Here is a 16,438-nt window from a genome sequence, read left to right as displayed (position 1 = left end):
GGGATCGCGACCCCGTCCCAGCCGGACTCCGGGCTATCCCTCCGGCACCGGCAGCATCAGCCCCCACGCCCCCGCCCGTACCGTCCACGTCCGGGTCCGCACGGGGCCGCCCACCTGGATGTCCGCCCGATAGCGGAAGTCCGCGCCGGAGACCGTGACGGCCTTGGCCTCCGTGGTGACGGGGGCGCCGCCCGGGGCCCGGATCGTCACCTCGGCGATGCCGCCGTCGCCGAATCCCGAGGTCACCGTCACCGATTCGACCGGCCGGCCCAGATCGTTCAGCACGACACCGTCCGCCTCGACGCGCAGCCGGTGCGTGGCCGGGAGGCCGGCGGGCGCCGAGGGCGCGGGACGCACCAGGGTGCGGACCAGGGAGCGGCAGGTGTCCCACACGGCGGTGACGCCCGTACGGTCCGGCTGCGTGCCCGGGGCGCCGGTGAGGGCCGGGATGCGCAGCGCGCCCAGGACCACGCCGTCGCTGTCGTCGACCAGGAGGTCCAGCCGTCGCACCGCACCGTCCAGCGCCGCGCGCGCCGCCGCCACCGCACCCATCGGCACGCCGAGCGAGTGCGCGAGTTCCAGCGCCGCCGCGGCCCCCACCGGGACGAGCGAAACGGCGCTCGTGGCTGGTTCCCGCTCCCGGTGGAGCAGGGCCACCGCGCGCCGCAGCGCGCGGTCGTCGCCTATCACCACGGGCCTGCGGGCGCCCCTGCGGGACAGGGCCCGGGCGAACTCCGCGGGCCCGTCCGGGAGGCAGATCTTGGCGTGCGAACCGGCGCTCAGCACGTCTTTGGCGATCCGGACGGATTCGCCGTCCGTCCGGCGGGCGACCGGATCGATCACCACCAGCAGATGGGGCGCACCGTTACCGGGGGGCTGGGCAGCCGACACCTCGGTCCTTCCTCGGGTAGCATCTTGGTGCAAGAGCCCCTTGCGCTATTGCGCCAGGGGCTTCGTCTATTCCGGGGCACCCGGTTCGACGGTTCAGGCCGTGCCGTACAACGTCGTACGGCATGTACGGCGTTTACGTACGCCCCCTGACCTTGGACATGCCCCGCCCGGAAGGGGTGTACGCCTGTGCCCGCACTTGTGCTGCTCGGTGCTCAGTGGGGTGACGAGGGCAAGGGGAAGGCCACCGACCTCCTCGGTGGATCCGTGGACTATGTGGTGCGCTACCAGGGCGGCAACAATGCCGGCCACACGGTGGTGGTCGGTGACCAGAAGTACGCACTTCACCTCCTCCCCTCCGGAATCCTTTCACCGGGGTGTACCCCGGTCATCGGTAACGGTGTCGTCGTCGACCCTGCGGTCCTGCTCTCCGAGCTGAGTGGGCTGAACGACCGCGGCGTGGACACGTCCAAGCTGCTGATCAGCGGTAACGCTCATTTGATCACCCCGTACAACGTCACGGTCGACAAGGTGACGGAACGGTTCCTCGGCAAGCGCAAGATCGGTACGACCGGGCGCGGCATCGGCCCGACGTACGCGGACAAGATCAACCGGGTCGGCATCCGCGTCCAGGACCTCTACGACGAGTCGATCCTGGAGCAGAAGGTCGAGGCGGCCCTGGAGCAGAAGAACCAGCTTCTGGCCAAGGTCTTCAACCGGCGCGCCATCGAGGCCGGCAAGGTCGTCGAGGACATGCTCCAGTACGCGGAGCAGATCAAGCCCTACGTCGCCGACACGACGCTCATCCTGAACGACGCCATCGACGCGGGCAAGGTCGTCCTCTTCGAGGGTGGTCAGGGCACGCTGCTCGACGTCGACCACGGCACGTACCCCTTCGTCACCTCGTCGAACCCGACCGCGGGCGGCGCCTGCACCGGTGCCGGCGTGGGCCCGACGAAGATCAGCCGGGTCATCGGCATCCTCAAGGCCTACACCACCCGCGTCGGCGCCGGTCCGTTCCCCACGGAGCTGCTCGACGAGGACGGCGAGGCGCTGCGCAGGATCGGTGGCGAGCGCGGTGTCACCACCGGCCGTGACCGCCGCTGCGGCTGGTTCGACGCCCCGATCGCGCGGTACGCGACCCGGGTCAACGGCCTGACCGACTTCTTCCTCACCAAGCTGGACGTCCTCACCGGCTGGGAGCAGATCCCGGTCTGCGTGGCGTACGAGATCGACGGCAAGCGCGTCGAGGAGCTCCCGTACAACCAGACCGACTTCCACCACGCCAAGCCCATCTACGAGATGCTGCCGGGCTGGTCCGAGGACATCACCAAGGCGAAGACCTTCGGTGACCTGCCGAAGAACGCGCAGGCGTACGTGAAGGCGCTGGAGGAGATGTCCGGCGCCCCGATCTCCGCGATCGGTGTCGGCCCCGGCCGCACCGAGACCATCGAGATCAACTCCTTCCTGTAGGCGTACGGGAACGGAGGAGGGCCGGGGCGGCACCGTCGCCCCGGCCCTCCGGCATGTCCGCCCTCAGTCCTCCCCGCAGATCCGCAGCCCCTCCGGCGTCGCGCACGGCAGATGGCCGTGGGTGCGGACGACGTCCTGCCCGCTGCCCCGGCTCAGGTAGGCCAGGAAGCCGGAGGCCAGCGAGTCGGCGGGCGGGCTGCCGTACGTGTACGCGTACTCGATCTCCCGGTACGGATAGCTGCTCGTGCCGATCGTGTCGGCGGACGGGGCCGCGCCGTCGATGGCGAGCTGGTGCGCGCCGGCGGGTTTGGTGCGGTACGCAGTTCGCTGTAGCCGATCGCGCCGTCGAGCCTTCCCACCTCGGCCAGGACCTGGTCGGTGGAGTCGAGTTCGCAGCGGACGACGGGGGCCTGCGGGTCGTCCTTCGTGGTGCAGTCGCGGGAGGACTGGGCGGGTTCGTTGCGGCCCAGGACGCGACGCTGGAAGACCTCCCGGGTGCCGGAGTTGGCGTCCCGGCTGACGAGGAGGACGGGCAGGTCGGGGCCGCCGAGCTGTTTCCAGTTGCGGACGTCGCCCCGGTAGAGGGCGCGGACCGCGTCGAGGGTGAGGTTCTTCAGCGGGACCTCGTCGTTGACGACGAGTCGGAAGAGCGAGACCGCGACGCGGTTCGCGCGCAGCTGCGGGAAGCCGCTCGGCTTCGGGCCGTCGGAGAGGGCCACGAGGGCGGGCGAGCCCGACTTCCCGGCCTCGGGGCCCCGCCGCGCCAGTTCCCTGATTCCGGCGGTGCTGCCGTGCGGGTCCACCGTGATGGTGGCCCCCTCGCACGCCTTGGCGTACTTCTCGGCGAGTTCGTCCAGGACGGGCTCGAAGGCGGTGGAGCCGGTCACGGTCAGCTCGCCGCGGGCGCAGCCGATCGGGGGCCGGGTGTCGTCCCGCACCAGGATGATGGAGGCGAGCGTGACGACGCAGACGGTCAGGGCCACGGTGATGGACCGGGCGGCCCGGCCGAACAGCGGCGGCTTGTCGTCCGGGCGCGCCGCGGTGTTCGGCCACACCTCGCCGTCCCGGATGCCGCCGGTGATGCGGACGGGGCTGCCCACGGGGGAACCGGTGAGCAGGACCAGGAGTTTGAAGTGCTCGCCCCGGTTGAGCGGGACGCGCGGCAGCCGGATCAGGGACCCGCTGCCGCGGAGCCCCTCGGACGGGGTGAAGTGGTCCATGAGGTGGTCGGCGCCGGGGGAGTGGGTGACGGCGACGCCCCGCACCCTGCGTTCGGTGAACTCGACGACGAGCCCGTGGAGCTGTCCGTCCGGTCCGGTGTAGTCGCCGCGGTCGACGGACTGCGAGCCGTCGTTCTCGATGCGCAGCAGGACCAGGGTGGCGTCCGCCATGTCCGGGGTCTCGTCGAAGAGGCCGAGGCGCACGTTGGCCCGCGCCCGGCCGGCGTCGCTGCCGATCGGCGTGTCCATCTGCACGCGGTAGCCGATGCGCTTGCGGCGCGGCACCCGGCGTTCGTACCAGAGCACGCCCACGGAGGCGAGGACGCCCAGCACGGCGGTGAACACCGCCACGATGTTCTCGGCGCTGAACCACTCCACGGCCCGTTCCCCCTCGGCTGCCGGTCGTCTGTACGAGTGCGGGTCACCGTATGCACCACGGGAGTCCGGCGGCGGCGAGTCCCCGGTCCTGTCGCCAGGTGTTCGCCCGTTGTTCCAGCGAGGAGTGATTGGTCCAGACCTTGACAGGTCCAGACCAACACCGCTTGAGTGGCGGCACCCCCCATGGCGGCGCGCCGATGAGCTCGGCGCGCCGCGCCGAAGGAGTGCTCACATGATCAAACGCGTCATGGGCCTGCTCGCCGCGCTGGTCGCGGTCGTCGCGACGGTCGTCATCCTCCCCGCCACCACCGCCTCGGCGGCCGCGTGCGCGGCCGCATGGAACTCCTCCTCCGTCTACACGGGCGGTGGCGCCGCCTCGTACAACGGCCACAACTGGACCGCCAGGTGGTGGACCCAGAACGAGAAGCCCGGCAGTTCCGAGGTCTGGGCCGACCAGGGCAGCTGCGGAGGCGGTACGGACCCGGGCGGTCCCGGCTCGTCCACCGGCTTCGTCGTCAGCGAGGCGCAGTTCAACCAGATGTTCCCGGGCCGCAGTTCCTTCTACACGTACAGCGGGCTGACCGCCGCCCTGAGCGCCTATCCGGGCTTCGCCAACACCGGCAGCGACACGGTGAAGAAGCAGGAGGCCGCGGCCTTCCTCGCCAACGTCAGTCATGAGACGGGCGGCCTCGTGTACGTGGTCGAGCAGAACACCGCCAACTACCCGCACTACTGCGACACCAGTCAGTCCTACGGCTGCCCCGCGGGCCAGTCCGCCTACTACGGCCGCGGTCCGATCCAGCTCAGCTGGAACTTCAACTACAAGGCCGCCGGTGACGCGCTGGGCATCAACCTGCTCGCCAACCCCTACCTGGTGGAGCAGGACGCGTCCGTGGCCTGGAAGACCGGCCTCTGGTACTGGAACACCCAGAACGGCCCCGGCACCATGACGGCCCACAGCGCCATGGTGAACGGCGCGGGATTCGGCGAGACGATCCGCTCCATCAACGGCTCGCTGGAATGCAACGGCGGCAACCCCGCCCAGGTCCAGAGCCGGATCGACAAGTACCAGGCCTTCGTGCAGATCCTGGGCACCACGCCCGGTACCCACCTCAGCTGCTGACCGGCCGGACTCCGGGGTGCGGGGGTGCGCGGGGCCTCGGGCCCGGCGCGCCCCCGCACCGGCTATGCGCCGTTCGCCAGGTCCAGCGCCCGGAACGCCAGCCACAGGTCGTAGCGGGCGCTGGGCGCCCGCAGGAGTGAGCGCTGGAGGACGGTCTCCAGCCGGGTCAGCCGCTTGCGCATCCCGGGTACCGAGATGTCCAGCGCCGCGGCGGCCGGGCCGAGCTGGGCCTCGTGTTCCAGCCAGGTGCGCAGGGTGGTGTGCGGATCCGAAGGGCCCCGGGCCGCCTCCGGGTCGCCGAGCGGACGCAGTTGCTGCACCGCCCAGGAGCGGACCGCCGGCAGGCGCAGGATTGCGTCCAGTGCGTACGCGGGCGTCGAAGGGGCGTCGGCCGGCCGGGGCAGGGCGGGCGTGGCGCGGATACGCAGCGCCAGGTCCAGCGCGGCCTGGTCGGCGACCGTGTGCAGGTCCCTGCCGAGCAGCTCGCCGATCAGCCGCAGCCGCGCGGCCAGGGTGTTGCGGTGGATCTTCAGATGATCGGTCGCGTGGGAGGAGAACGCCAGCCATGAGGCGAGGGTCGCCGTGAGCTCCTGGCTGCCCGGGTCCTGGCCGCGCCGCGGCAGATGGGCCAGCAGCGGGGCGAGCAGCGCGTCCGCCCACCGGGCGCCCTCGGCTCCGGCCACCAGGGCGAGTTCGGGAGCGGAGCCGAACCGGGCGTGACGCTCCGGCAGTCCGCGTGCGACGGCGAGGGCGTGGAACGCCTGGCGGTACGCCGTCGCCGTATCGGCCAGCGGCACGTCGTCGCTGGTGCCCACGACGCAGCCTTCCACCACGGAGGCGACCCGGGAGCCGAGCCGCCCGTCCGCCAGACCTGCTTCGGCGGGCACGACGAGGATCAGGTGGCGTGCGTACACCGGGCACCGCACGATCCAGGAGCGGCCGCCGGCGAGGTCCGCGCAGATCCGGGCCGCCTCCGCCCGGTCGGGGCCCGCGCACTCGACGACGCAGACCCGGACCGGGTCCGGCAGGCTGGGCTTCAGGGCGCCCGCGACCTGGTGCGCGATCGACAACTGGCCGGTCATCAGCAGGTGCAGCACCGCTTCCCGGCCGCGTGACTCCGCCAGGTCGACGCGGCGGCGCTTGCGTTCGACGCTCTCGGCCGCCCAGCACATGGCCAGCGGGAGGGCCGCGTCGGCGAGGAGCGTGGACAGCCCGTCGGGCAGCGGGCGCCGGCCGACGACGGCGAGCACCGGCGCGGGAACGTCCGGCGGCGTGTCCAGGGAGTACAGCAGGGCGGTGTGCGCGCCCTTGTCGAAGGAGGAGGAGCGGGCGCCGAGCGCGGTCAGTTCCCTGGCGCACCGGGCCGCGAGGGTGGCCGGGCCGGCACCCCCGGGGGACGGGGACGCGAGGATGGCAGGCCCGGAGCCCGAGGGGCCGGGAGGCCGGGCGACGCCGTGCAGCACGGTGCCGTCGCCGCCGAGCAGCCCCGCCCAGCCGTCCGCACGTCCCGACAGCCAGCGCAGCAGCTCCCGCGAACCGCCGGAGCGGGCGAGACCGTGCATCCGCAGGACGTCGTCCGCCCGCGCGTCCGCCCGCCTGCGCGCCTGCGTGCCGCCGCCACTCCCGTTCGCCGCTCCCGCCGTAATGTCCCTGCTCCTGCCGAAGATTCCACGATGGCCCGATGGCCCGATCCCGCCAAAAAAGCGGAGTGCAGCGTACCGGTTCCGCTGTGCGCCCTGATACCCCCGCCCGCCCACACCGTGCGAACTGAAGCTTTTCCTCACCTCCCCCGCAACCTAGAGTCCGAACGCGGTTGCGGGCCTTTCGGGGGAGAGGTACGGGGGGACGACGGCATCGGCTCACGGGGGTGGCCGCTGTCGCCGCAGCCGCGCTTCTCTTGCGGTGACAGGGGCGGGCCGTCGGCCCGCCCCGTTGTCAGTGGTGACCCGTAGCGTCGGAGACCGGAGACGGCCGGCGCACGAGGAGAGGTCCCCACCATGGAATTCCGGATCGAACGCGGCGAGTTGACGGACGCCGTGGCCTGGGCGGCCCGGGTGCTCCCGACGAGGTCCCCCGTTCCCGTGCTGGGCGGGCTGCTGCTGGAGGCGGCGGACGGCGTGCTCCGCATCTCCGGTCTGGACTACGAGGCGTCCGCCCGCATCGAGGTGCCGGCCGGGACCGTGCGGCCGGGCAAGGTGCTGGTCATGGGCCGCCGGCTGCTGGACGTGTGCCGGGTGCTGCCCGAGGGGGCGGTGGAGTGCGCGGTCGAGGGATCCCGGTTCACGGTGACGGGCAGCGGCGCCGGATTCGGCCTGTCGGTACTGCCCCTCGACGACTACCCGGCGCTGCCGCCGCTGCCGGAGGTCCTCGGCGCGGTGGACGCCGAGGAGTTCGCGGCGGCCGTCGCCGACGTGACGGTGGCGGCGGGCCGGGACGACACCCTGCCCACGCTCACGGGGATACGGCTCGGGCTCGACGGGGACCGGATGACGCTGGCGGCCACGGACCGCTACCGCTTCGCGGTCCGCCGGCTCACCTGGAAGCCGGCCGCGGGGGACGTCTCGGCGGATGTCGTCGTCTCGGCCCGCCGGCTCACCGAGATCGCCCGCTCCTTCGGCCGCTCCGGTCCGGTCCGGCTGGCCCTCGACAGCGGTTCGGCCGGTTTCGAGCGGGACGGCATGCGCACCACCGTCCGGCTCCTGGACGGCAGACTGCCGCGCCACGACAAGCTGTTCGCGCTGTCCGACCCGGTCACGGCGGTGACCGACCTTGCGCCCCTGGTCGAGGCCGTGAAGAGGGTCTCGGTGGTGGCGGACGGCGACACCCCGCTCCAACTCGCCTTCGGCTCGGGCTCGGTGCTGCTCCAGGCGGGTTACGAGGACGATGTGGCGACCCAGCGGCTGCCTGCCGAACTGAGAGGGACCGAGGAGCTGACGGTCGCCTTCAAACCCTCGTACCTGATGGACGCGCTGGCCTCCTTCGACACCCCGGTCGTCCGGTTCCTGCTGATGGGGCCCGGACAGCGCGCCATGGTCACGGGACACGCGGACCGGGCGGAGGCGGCGGGCACGGCGGAGCCCGTCCACCAGCACCTGCTCATGTCGGTCAAGCCACTGGTCTAGGCGCGGGTGCGGGGCGGGTACGGGCCGGGCTGTTCGCGCCCCGTCCGCACCCACCCCGCCTGACTGTTCCGTCTGCCCGGCTACTTGGTGAAGTAGAAGTACTTCCAGGCGCCGTGGGTGGTCGAGTTCACGCTGTCGCCCGAGGAGCCGTTCACGTACGAGGCACGGACACGCATGCGGTAGCCCGTCTCGTGGGTGCCGGTCAGCGTCACGATCGACTTCCCCTTGGTGCCGAGCTTGAAGTACTGCGAGCCGGCGTCGTACCACTTGCCCGCGTAGTAGACCTCCAGTGAGAGGCGGTACGAACGGTTCTTGAGGTAACTCATCGTCGTGGTGAAGGCCGGGTCGGTCTTCTTGTGGAAGTACGCGTACGGGGTGGAGCCGATCCGGGCCGTCTTGTACTGCTTGGAGACGGAGGTCGAGACCTTCACCTTGGCGTATGCCGTGGACGTGACCTTCCTGGACGCGTACCGGCCGTCACCCTTGAAGACGGCGGTGACGGTCGCGTCCCGGGTCATGACGACCGTGGTCGACAGGTTCCCCTTGGAGTCGACCTTGCCGGTCCTCGCCAGCCTCTTCGGCTTGTCCGCGCCGAACGGGTCGACCCACAGCTCGACGGTGCGGTTCTTGTACGTCCGGCCGAGGTGGGCGGTGAACGAGACGTGGGCGCCGTAGGCGTACAGCGACTTGTTGTGGTTCAGGGTCAGCGAGGTGGCCGCACGGGAGACGGCGACCTTGTCGCTGCCCGACCCCGGGGAGTGGGTCGCGTCGCCCGCGTAGGACACCTTGTACGTGACCGTGCCACCCGCGGGCGGGGTGTCGGCGAAGGAGAACGTGCCGTTCGGTTTCAGCGGCACCGCGGCCAGTGCCTTGCCCTTGGGGGACTCGATGTCGGTCCGCGTGACCGAGGCCCTGGCGCCCGCGGCGAACGCGCCGTTGGAGGCCACCTTGCCGGTGACCGTCAGCTTCTTGGCGCGTGTCGCCTTCGCCGGGGCGCTGACCGTGACCGTGCTGACCGACCTCACCGGGTCGGTGAGCACCCGCAGCGAGCGGGTTCCGTAGCTGTTCACGGTGAGGGCGAAGAGCCGGCTGGTGTCCGGTGCCCAGGCCAGACCGGCCGGGTCCAGGGTGTCCGAACCGCTGGAGTATCCGGTGTTGGGGAAGTCGTACGTCCGCACGGGCTTGGCGGTCACGCCCGGCTTGTAGACGTAGACGTCCGGCTCGTACCAGCCCATGATGCCGGCGGCGACCATGCCGTTCGGCGCGATGTCGACGGCGTTGGGGTACGCGTCGGACGGGTACGAGATGTCGGGCGCCAGGTCCGAGGTCCGATAGGCCTGGTGGTGGTACGGATACCCGCTGGCCACCACGAGCTGCCGGCCGTCCGGGCTGAGCGCGAGGTCGCTCAGATTGCCCCCGTCGGTGGACGTGCGCGCGGTCTGCGTGGCGGTGCCCGAGGCCACGTCGTACACGGCCAGCTCCGTCGGGCTCTGGCCCTCGATACCGGCGGCCAGCAGACCGGGTGCGCCGGGAGCGGAGACCAGGGTCGGCGCCGCGTACCAGGTGCTGCTCGTCTCCGGGTCCAGCGTCACGACCGGCTCCGGGCCGGCCAGGTCGAGCGAACCGATGTGGCCCGAGCCGGCCGTGCCGTACCCGAACCAGAGCCTCCCGCCCGCGAGCGCCGGGTACTTCGGGTCGGTGTCCGTGCCGGTGGCGTACCGGGCGGACTCCCTGAGCGTCGCCGTGTCGATCGTGACGATGGCGTCCGCGCCCGGGACGGCGGCGTACAGCGTGCCCGAGTCGGCGGACAGTTCGAGTCCGGTCACGCCGGGCAGCGAGCCCAGCGTGGCGACGAGCGCACCGTTGTAGTCGGTGACGAGGACGTTGCCGCGGGACGGGTCGCTGATGAACACGCGCTTGTGCACGCCGTCGGCGAGGATGTCACCGACGGATGCCGCAGGAAGGTTTCTGCTGGAGTCGGCGGCGGCCGGGTTCGCCGCACCGCCGACCAGTACCACTGAGCTGAAGAGGACCGCGAGCGAGGTCGCGGTGGAGATTCTGCGCGTACGCAAGATGGAAGTACCCCCACGGTGAAGGGGCCGCGTGGCACCCGGAGACGTGAGCGGGGCGCGGCCCAGGGTCGCAGCGTAGGGCATGACCTTCACAGCGCGCACAGATACGGCGCCGAGCGGCCCGGACCGCGCACGTGGAGGGCAACCCGGCGCGCGGGAAGGCCTGTTCAGCCGGACTTCGTGTACGTGAGCTTCTCGCCGGAGTCCGTGTTCGTGCGGCTCAGGGTCCCGTCGGGGAGCAGCGTGAGGGTGGTGGAGCTGCCCGGGGTGCAGGACGTCATCGGTTCGCCCTCCGTCACCGTGGACGGGCCGATGCTGACCGGCCCGCCGTCGGACGGTTCGGTGGCGAGGTCCGCCTGGAAGACGCAGCGGTAGGTGCCGCCGGTGTCGAGGGGGCCTTCGGCGGTGAGGGTGAGGACGGCGTCGCCCACCTCGCCCTGACGGATGACGAGTTCGCGGGTGGAGTGGCCGGCGGCACCGTCGATGCTGCCGGACCAGGTGCCCAGATAGGCCTCGGGGATGGGGCCGTCGTCGCCCTGTCCCTCGTCGCTGTCCTTGTCGTCCGGTCCGGGCGTGGAACCCTGGGTCCCGTTCTGCGAAGGCGAGTGGGACGCCCCGCCGGTCGGGGAGGGGTCGGCCGGACGGGTGGGGGAGGCCGTGGTGTGCGCGCCGTGGTCGTTCATGAGCGCGTAGACGGATCCGCCCGCTCCGAGGGCGACGAGCACCGCGATGACCACGAGGGCGATGGTCGAGCCGGCGCTGCGGCGGGCGGCGGCGGGCGGCTGGGCGCCGGCCGGGTGCTGCGGGCCGTACGGCGGTGTGGGCCCGAAGCCGGGCTGCTGCGGGTAGCCGTAGGCGTATCCCTGGTGGGGGGCCGGCTGTTGCGGAACGCCGTATCCCTGGTGGGGGGCCGGCTGCTGCGGAATGCCGTAGCCCTGGCCGGCGTACGGCTGGGCGGGCTGCTGCGGATAGCCGTACGCGGGGGAGGGCGGCCCGGACGGCGGAGGTTGGGCCGGCGAGGTTGGGGGCGTGGGGAGCCTGAGGCGGGTGGTGGTTGTGGGGGACGTGGAGGGCTCCACCATGGTGGGGAGACCGTGGGCGGCGTCGGCTGCGGGGGGTGCCGAGGGCGCGGTTACGACGGGCGCTGGGGCCGGTGCGCGTGCTGGGTCCGGGGTCGCGTCCCGCGGGGGCGCGGGCGTCGCAACGGCGTCGTCGGGGGCGGCGTCACTCGGAACCGCGTCACTCGGAACCGCGTCCGCGGGTGCGTCCGGGGCCGCGTCTGCGTGTGCGCCCGGGACGGCGTCTGCCGGTGGGGCCCCCTCCGGGGCCGCGTCCGCCGCGCCTTCCGGGACCACCTCCTCCGGCACCGCGTCCATCGGGTCCTCCGAGTCGAGCAGCCCGACGGCGTGGCGGCCGAGTTGGGCGATGAGCGCGCCCGGCAGCCAGGGTTCCGCGGTGTCGCCCTCGTCCAGCCGCTCCAGGATCTCGTCGGTCGACGGACGTGCGCCGGGGTCCTTGCGCAGGCAGTCCTGGATCAGTTCCACGAGATCGACCGGCACCCCGGTCAGGTCCGGGTCCTCCTGCGCGATCCGGAACAGCAGCGCGGGCACTCCGCTGGTCGCCGCGCCGAACGGGAGCCGCCCGGTCGAGGCGTACGCCAGCACGGCTCCCAGGCAGAACACGTCGCACGCCGTGGTCACGCGCTCGCCGCGCACCTGCTCGGGCGACATGAAACCGGGCGAGCCGATCAGGGCGCCGGTGCGGGTGAGGCCGCCGTCGGCGACGGTGTCGAGCGCCCGGGCTATGCCGAAGTCGATGACGCGCGGGCCGTCGATCGTCAGCAGGATGTTGGACGGCTTGAGGTCGCGGTGGATGAGCCCGGCGGAGTGGATGGCCCGGAGGGCGTGGGCGAGACCGGTGCCCAGGATGTGGACGGAACGGTCGGGCAAGGGGCCGTAGGCCCCCGGGGCCGGGCCGGGCGAGGTGTCCGCGCGTCCGGAGACGGTGGCGTGGAGCGAGGGGCCGGCGACATAGCCGGTGGCGACCCAGGGCACGGCGGCCTCGGTGTCGGCGTCCAGCACGGGCGCGGTCCACGTCGACCCGACCCGGCGGGCGGCCCGCACTTCCTGCCGGAACCGGTCGCGGAACTCCTGCTGTGCGGCGAGTTCCGCGCGGACCAGCTTGAGCGCGACCACGCGTCCCCGGTCCGAGCGGGCCAGGTACACCTGTCCCATGCCGCCCGCGCCGAGCCGGCCCAGCAGGCGGTAGGCGCCGATGCGTTGCGGATCGGCGGACCCGAGCTTCTCCATGGTGTGCAGTCCTCCCCCGTACGGCGCCACGCCGGACGGGGACGAGAATAGCCGCGCGGCTCCTCTCGGCGGAGGGCCGGTGGGCGGGGTGTTCCCGGAGCGCGGGTCATACGCGGATGCGATCCATCCCCTCAACCGCCGGATGAAACAGGGGAGTCGGCCCCCGCGACCGGCCCCGGCGCATCACTCGGCGCCCCCAGGGCCTCCATGGCCCGGGAGAGCCGCTCCAGCACCCGTACCGTCTCCGTGAAGCCCTCGTCCCCCAACTCCCCTGCCAGGCGCGCCGCGAACTCCGCGTGCCCGGGGTTGATCCGGGACATCGCGGCGCGGCCCTCCTCCGTGGGGCGGAGCAGCTTCGCGCGGCGGTGGGCCGGGTTGGGCAGGTACTCCGCGAGCCCCTTGCCCACGAGCAGATCGGCGATGCGCTGCACGGCCTGCCGGGTGATGCCCATCGAGCGGGCGATTCCGGAGACGGGCAAGGGCTCGCCGATCACCGCGCCGAGCACCTGCCACCACGCGGCGGTCAGTCCCGCCGGTGCCGCCAGCTTCTCGGCCACGGAAAGGAACCGGCCGTTGAGGTGGAAGATGCTGAGGGCGGTCCGGCTCAGCCGGTCCTGGTCCGCGTGGCTCATCCGTGCAGCACCTCGTAGTCCGCGTCGCTCATCCCTGCAGCACCTCGTACGCGCTCGGGTCCGAATCGTGGAACAGCCGGTACCAGGCGTCGAGCTTCTTCTCGTCGTAGACGCCGAGACGGGCGAAGATCTCACGGGCGAACGCGACCGGTTCGGTCGGACCGGCGGTGATCAGGTCGCCGTCGGTGACGGCGTCGGCGTCGGCGTAGTGCGGGCCGCCCGCGTAACCGGTGGCCGCGAGGTAGAAGGGGACCGCGCTCGTGTGGGCCCGCGCGTCGAGCAGCCCCTCGCGTGCCAGTCCCGCCGTCGCCCCGCAGATCGCGGCGACCGGCACGCCCGCGTCCAGGAAGGTGCGCGCGGCGCGGGCGAAGGGGGCGAGCGCGTCGCCCGCGTCCCACAGGGCCGCCCCCGGCAGGATCAGCAGCGCGCTGTCCTCGGGGCGCAGCGCGGCGAGAGCGGGATCCGGGTGCACGGTCAGCCCGCCCATGCTGGTGACGGGCGCGGTGCCGGGGCCGACCGTCCGGACGGTGAAGCCGTTCCGGGCGAGGTGGGCGGTCGCGTGCCCGGTCTCCCAGTCGGCGTAGGTGTCGTACACGGCGAGGTGCGCGGTGCGGGTCATGACGGCCTCCTCGGCGGGAAGAACGTATATGACAACATGTTGTCGCTTGGACAGCATGTTGTCAATGTCTCGCTGCGCGGCCGCCCCGGCACCCGCCGAACCGCACGGTCCCCGCCACGCCCCCCGGCACCCGCCGAACCGCACGGTCACCGCCAGGCCGCTCCAGCACCCGCCGAACCGCGCGGTCCTCGCCAGGCCCCCCGACACCCTGCCGAACCACACGGCCCAGGCCATACAAGATGGCCATACCGGGCGTCGCCCCCGCCGCCTACGCTCGTCGCATGACCCCTCATCCCCCTGTCGACTCCGCTGCCGGTGCGGCCGTCAAGGCCGCCGACCGCGCGCACGTGTTCCACTCCTGGTCAGCCCAGGGCCTGATCGACCCGCTCGCCGTCGCAGGCGCCGAGGGGTCGTACTTCTGGGACTACGACGGCAACCGCTACCTGGACTTCACCAGCGGTCTCGTCTACACCAACATCGGTTACCAGCACCCCACCGTCGTCGCCGCGATCCAGGAGCAGGCGGGGAAGATGACGACCTTCGCGCCCGCCTTCGCGATCGAGGCGCGTTCCGAGGCCGCACGCCTCATCGCCGAGCGCACCCCCGGCGACCTGGACAAGATCTTCTTCACCAACGGCGGCGCCGAGGCCGTCGAGAACGCCGTCCGGATGGCCCGGCTGCACACCGGCCGTACGAAGGTGCTCTCCGCCTACCGCTCGTACCACGGCGCCACCTCCACCGCGATCAACCTGACGGGCGATCCGCGCCGCTGGGCGTCCGACAACGGCTCGGCGGGCGTCGTACGGTTCTGGGCCCCGTTCCTCTACCGCTCGCCGTTCTACGCACAGACCGAGGCGGAGGAGTGCGCCCGCGCGCTCCAGCACCTGGAGGACACCCTCGCGTACGAAGGTCCGTCGACCATCGCCGCGATCATCCTGGAGACCATCCCGGGCACGGCCGGCATCATGACGCCCCCGCCCGGCTATCTCGGCGGTGTCCGGGAGATCTGCGACCGGTACGGAATCGTCTTCGTCCTCGACGAGGTCATGGCCGGCTTCGGGCGCACCGGCAAGTGGTTCGCCGCCGACCACTTCGACGTCACGCCCGACCTGATGACCTTCGCCAAGGGGGTCAACTCCGGATACGTCCCGCTCGGCGGTGTGGCCATCTCCGCCGAGATCGCGGCCACCTTCGACACCCGCCCCTACCCGGGCGGCCTCACCTACTCCGGCCACCCGCTGGCCTGCGCCGCCGCCGTCGCCACCATCCATGTGATGGAGGACGAGAAGGTCATCGAGAACGCCGCCCGCATCGGCGAGAGCGTCCTCGGCCCCGGTCTGCGCGAACTCGCCGAGAACCACCCGTCCGTCGGCGAGGTCCGCGGCCTCGGCGCGTTCTGGGCGCTGGAACTGGTCCGCAACAAGGAGACGCGCGAGCCGCTGGTCCCCTACAACGCGACGGGCGAGGCCAACGCGCCGATGGCCGCCTTCGGCGCCGCCGCGAAGAAGAACGGCCTGTGGCCCTTCATCAACATGAACCGCACGCACGCCGTTCCGGCCTGCAATGTTTCGGAGGCCGAGGCCAAGGAGGGCCTGGCCGCCCTGGACGCCGCGCTGACGGTGGCCGACCGGCACACCGCGTAACGCTGCCGCGCCCCTCTCCACGGCCCTCGTCTAAGGTGACCCGAGGCCGAAACAGGGAGGGGCGCCATGCGCGCGAGCGGAGCTGTCACCCGCAATACGCTGCGGCAGCAGATCGCGGACGCGCTGCGTGACGAGGTGCTCGCCGGACGTCTGCAGCCGGGACGGGAGTTCACGGTCAAGCAGATCGCCGAGCAGTACGGGGTCTCCGCGACGCCCGTCCGCGAGGCGCTCTTCGACCTCTCCGCCCAGGGCCTGCTCGAGTCCGACCAGCACCGCGGATTCCGGGTCTACGAGTTCACCGTCGCCGACTACCGCGCGATGGTCGAGGCCCGCGCCCTCGTCATGGACGGGGTCATCCGGGAGGTCTTCGCGGGACCGCCCCCCTCCGCGGCGCGGCAGGACCTCCTCCGGCACGCGCTCGTCTCCGTGCGCCGCCGGGCCGAGGAGGCCTCCCGTGCGGCGCGCGGCGGCGACCTCGACATCCTGATCGGCTACGACCTGCGTTTCTGGCGCGAGCTGGGCGCCCTCGTCGGCAACAGCTACATCACCGACTTCCTCCACCGGCTGCGCGTCCAGGCCTGGGTGTTCGCCGTGCCGTACCTGCGCGGAGACGCCGACGTACGGGACTGGCTGTGGAACGGGCACCCCGAACTCGTCGCCGCGATCACGCACCGCGACCGCGCGGCCCTGCTGAGCGCCGTCGAGGGCTACAACAACCACGCGCTGAGCTGGGCGGACCGGCTCGCGGCCGGAGACCCGGCCGCTCCGGAACAGGCAGCCCGCCCGGACGAGCCGGACGGCCCCGCGGACCGGGCACGCCCGAAGCCCTGACACGTACGGGCCGGTTGACGTCCCCCGGCGCAAGCAGGTCCCGATGGGCCCCTGTCCGCGACGTCCCGGCCGCATTACGCTGTCCCGACCATCGCACCACCGCACGCATCCCATTCCCGCATGAGAGC

Annotated in this window: 11 protein-coding genes and 1 pseudogene; 5 read left to right on the top strand and 7 right to left on the bottom strand. The window is 72.3% G+C overall.

What is annotated here, in order from left to right; translation table 11 throughout:
* Positions 1-33: 33 nt before the first annotated feature.
* Complete coding sequence (locus E6R60_RS12570; protein WP_136326580.1) at positions 34-891, bottom strand: diacylglycerol kinase; 858 nt, start codon at positions 889-891, stop codon at positions 34-36.
* A 186-nt stretch (positions 892-1,077) separates the two neighbouring features.
* Between E6R60_RS12570 and E6R60_RS12565 the strand changes: the two genes are divergently transcribed.
* Positions 1,078-2,361, top strand: a complete 1,284-nt coding sequence (locus E6R60_RS12565) for an adenylosuccinate synthase (RefSeq protein WP_136326579.1) — start codon at positions 1,078-1,080, stop codon at positions 2,359-2,361.
* A 63-nt stretch (positions 2,362-2,424) separates the two neighbouring features.
* On the opposite strand, the pseudogene E6R60_RS12560 reads toward E6R60_RS12565, so the two are convergent.
* Positions 2,425-3,959: pseudogene (locus E6R60_RS12560) on the bottom strand (substrate-binding domain-containing protein).
* Positions 3,960-4,191: 232 nt separating this feature from the next.
* On the opposite strand from E6R60_RS12560, the gene E6R60_RS12555 reads away from it, so the two are divergent.
* A complete protein-coding gene (locus tag E6R60_RS12555) occupies positions 4,192-5,082 on the top strand; it encodes a glycoside hydrolase family 19 protein (protein ID WP_136326578.1) in 891 nt (296 codons plus the stop codon).
* Positions 5,083-5,144: 62 nt separating this feature from the next.
* On the opposite strand, the gene E6R60_RS12550 is transcribed toward E6R60_RS12555, so the two are convergent.
* Positions 5,145-6,644 (bottom strand): helix-turn-helix domain-containing protein, encoded by a 1,500-nt coding sequence (locus E6R60_RS12550; protein ID WP_136326577.1) that lies wholly within the window; start codon positions 6,642-6,644, stop codon positions 5,145-5,147.
* Between the two features lie 435 nt (positions 6,645-7,079).
* Here E6R60_RS12550 and dnaN point away from each other — a divergent pair, with 435 nt between their 5' ends.
* Complete coding sequence (dnaN, locus tag E6R60_RS12545) at positions 7,080-8,204, top strand: DNA polymerase III subunit beta (RefSeq protein ID WP_136326576.1); 1,125 nt, start codon at positions 7,080-7,082, stop codon at positions 8,202-8,204.
* Between the two features lie 80 nt (positions 8,205-8,284).
* Here dnaN and E6R60_RS12540 read toward each other — a convergent pair whose 3' ends face one another.
* The 4 genes from E6R60_RS12540 to E6R60_RS12525 all read right to left on the bottom strand — a co-directional run bounded on the left by E6R60_RS12540 (position 8,285) and on the right by E6R60_RS12525 (position 13,836).
* Positions 8,285-10,276 carry an Ig-like domain repeat protein gene (locus tag E6R60_RS12540; RefSeq protein WP_136326575.1) on the bottom strand — a complete coding sequence of 664 codons (1,992 nt, stop codon included), beginning with the start codon at positions 10,274-10,276 and terminating at the stop codon, positions 8,285-8,287.
* A gap of 167 nt (positions 10,277-10,443) precedes the next feature.
* Entirely contained in the window at positions 10,444-12,585 is a 2,142-nt protein-coding gene (locus E6R60_RS12535; protein ID WP_136326574.1) for a serine/threonine-protein kinase, read from the bottom strand.
* 131 nt (positions 12,586-12,716) lie between these two features.
* Complete coding sequence (locus E6R60_RS12530) at positions 12,717-13,217, bottom strand: MarR family transcriptional regulator (protein WP_136326573.1); 501 nt, start codon at positions 13,215-13,217, stop codon at positions 12,717-12,719.
* 28 nt (positions 13,218-13,245) lie between these two features.
* Entirely contained in the window at positions 13,246-13,836 is a 591-nt protein-coding gene (locus E6R60_RS12525; protein ID WP_136326572.1) for a DJ-1/PfpI family protein, read from the bottom strand.
* 281 nt (positions 13,837-14,117) lie between these two features.
* On the opposite strand from E6R60_RS12525, the gene E6R60_RS12520 reads away from it, so the two are divergent.
* Together E6R60_RS12520 and E6R60_RS12515 are read left to right on the top strand one after the other, a co-directional pair.
* Entirely contained in the window at positions 14,118-15,479 is a 1,362-nt protein-coding gene (locus E6R60_RS12520) for an aspartate aminotransferase family protein (protein ID WP_136326571.1), read from the top strand.
* A 66-nt stretch (positions 15,480-15,545) separates the two neighbouring features.
* A complete protein-coding gene (locus tag E6R60_RS12515; RefSeq protein ID WP_136326570.1) occupies positions 15,546-16,310 on the top strand; it encodes a GntR family transcriptional regulator in 765 nt (254 codons plus the stop codon).
* The last annotated feature ends 128 nt before the right edge of the window (positions 16,311-16,438 follow it).

This window comes from Streptomyces sp. A0642 (genome assembly GCF_004795105.1).
In the GTDB taxonomy this organism is placed as follows: Bacteria; Actinomycetota; Actinomycetes; order Streptomycetales; family Streptomycetaceae; genus Streptomyces.
The sequence above is the reverse complement of the archived record's forward strand: the minus strand, read 5'-3'. Positions and strand labels throughout refer to the sequence as shown.

What these genes read in the sequence shown, in the direction of transcription:
- E6R60_RS12555 (WP_136326578.1), top strand. Translation starts at nt 4,192, where the DNA reads ATGATCAAACGCGTCATGGGCCTGCTCGCCGCGCTGGTCGCGGTCGTC.
- E6R60_RS12550 (WP_136326577.1), bottom strand. Translation starts at nt 6,644, where the DNA reads ATGCACGGTCTCGCCCGCTCCGGCGGTTCGCGGGAGCTGCTGCGCTGG.
- dnaN (WP_136326576.1), top strand. Translation starts at nt 7,080, where the DNA reads ATGGAATTCCGGATCGAACGCGGCGAGTTGACGGACGCCGTGGCCTGG.
- E6R60_RS12535 (WP_136326574.1), bottom strand. Translation starts at nt 12,585, where the DNA reads ATGGAGAAGCTCGGGTCCGCCGATCCGCAACGCATCGGCGCCTACCGC.
- E6R60_RS12530 (WP_136326573.1), bottom strand. Translation starts at nt 13,217, where the DNA reads ATGAGCCACGCGGACCAGGACCGGCTGAGCCGGACCGCCCTCAGCATC.
- E6R60_RS12525 (WP_136326572.1), bottom strand. Translation starts at nt 13,836, where the DNA reads ATGACCCGCACCGCGCACCTCGCCGTGTACGACACCTACGCCGACTGG.
- E6R60_RS12520 (WP_136326571.1), top strand. Translation starts at nt 14,118, where the DNA reads ATGACCCCTCATCCCCCTGTCGACTCCGCTGCCGGTGCGGCCGTCAAG.
- E6R60_RS12515 (WP_136326570.1), top strand. Translation starts at nt 15,546, where the DNA reads ATGCGCGCGAGCGGAGCTGTCACCCGCAATACGCTGCGGCAGCAGATC.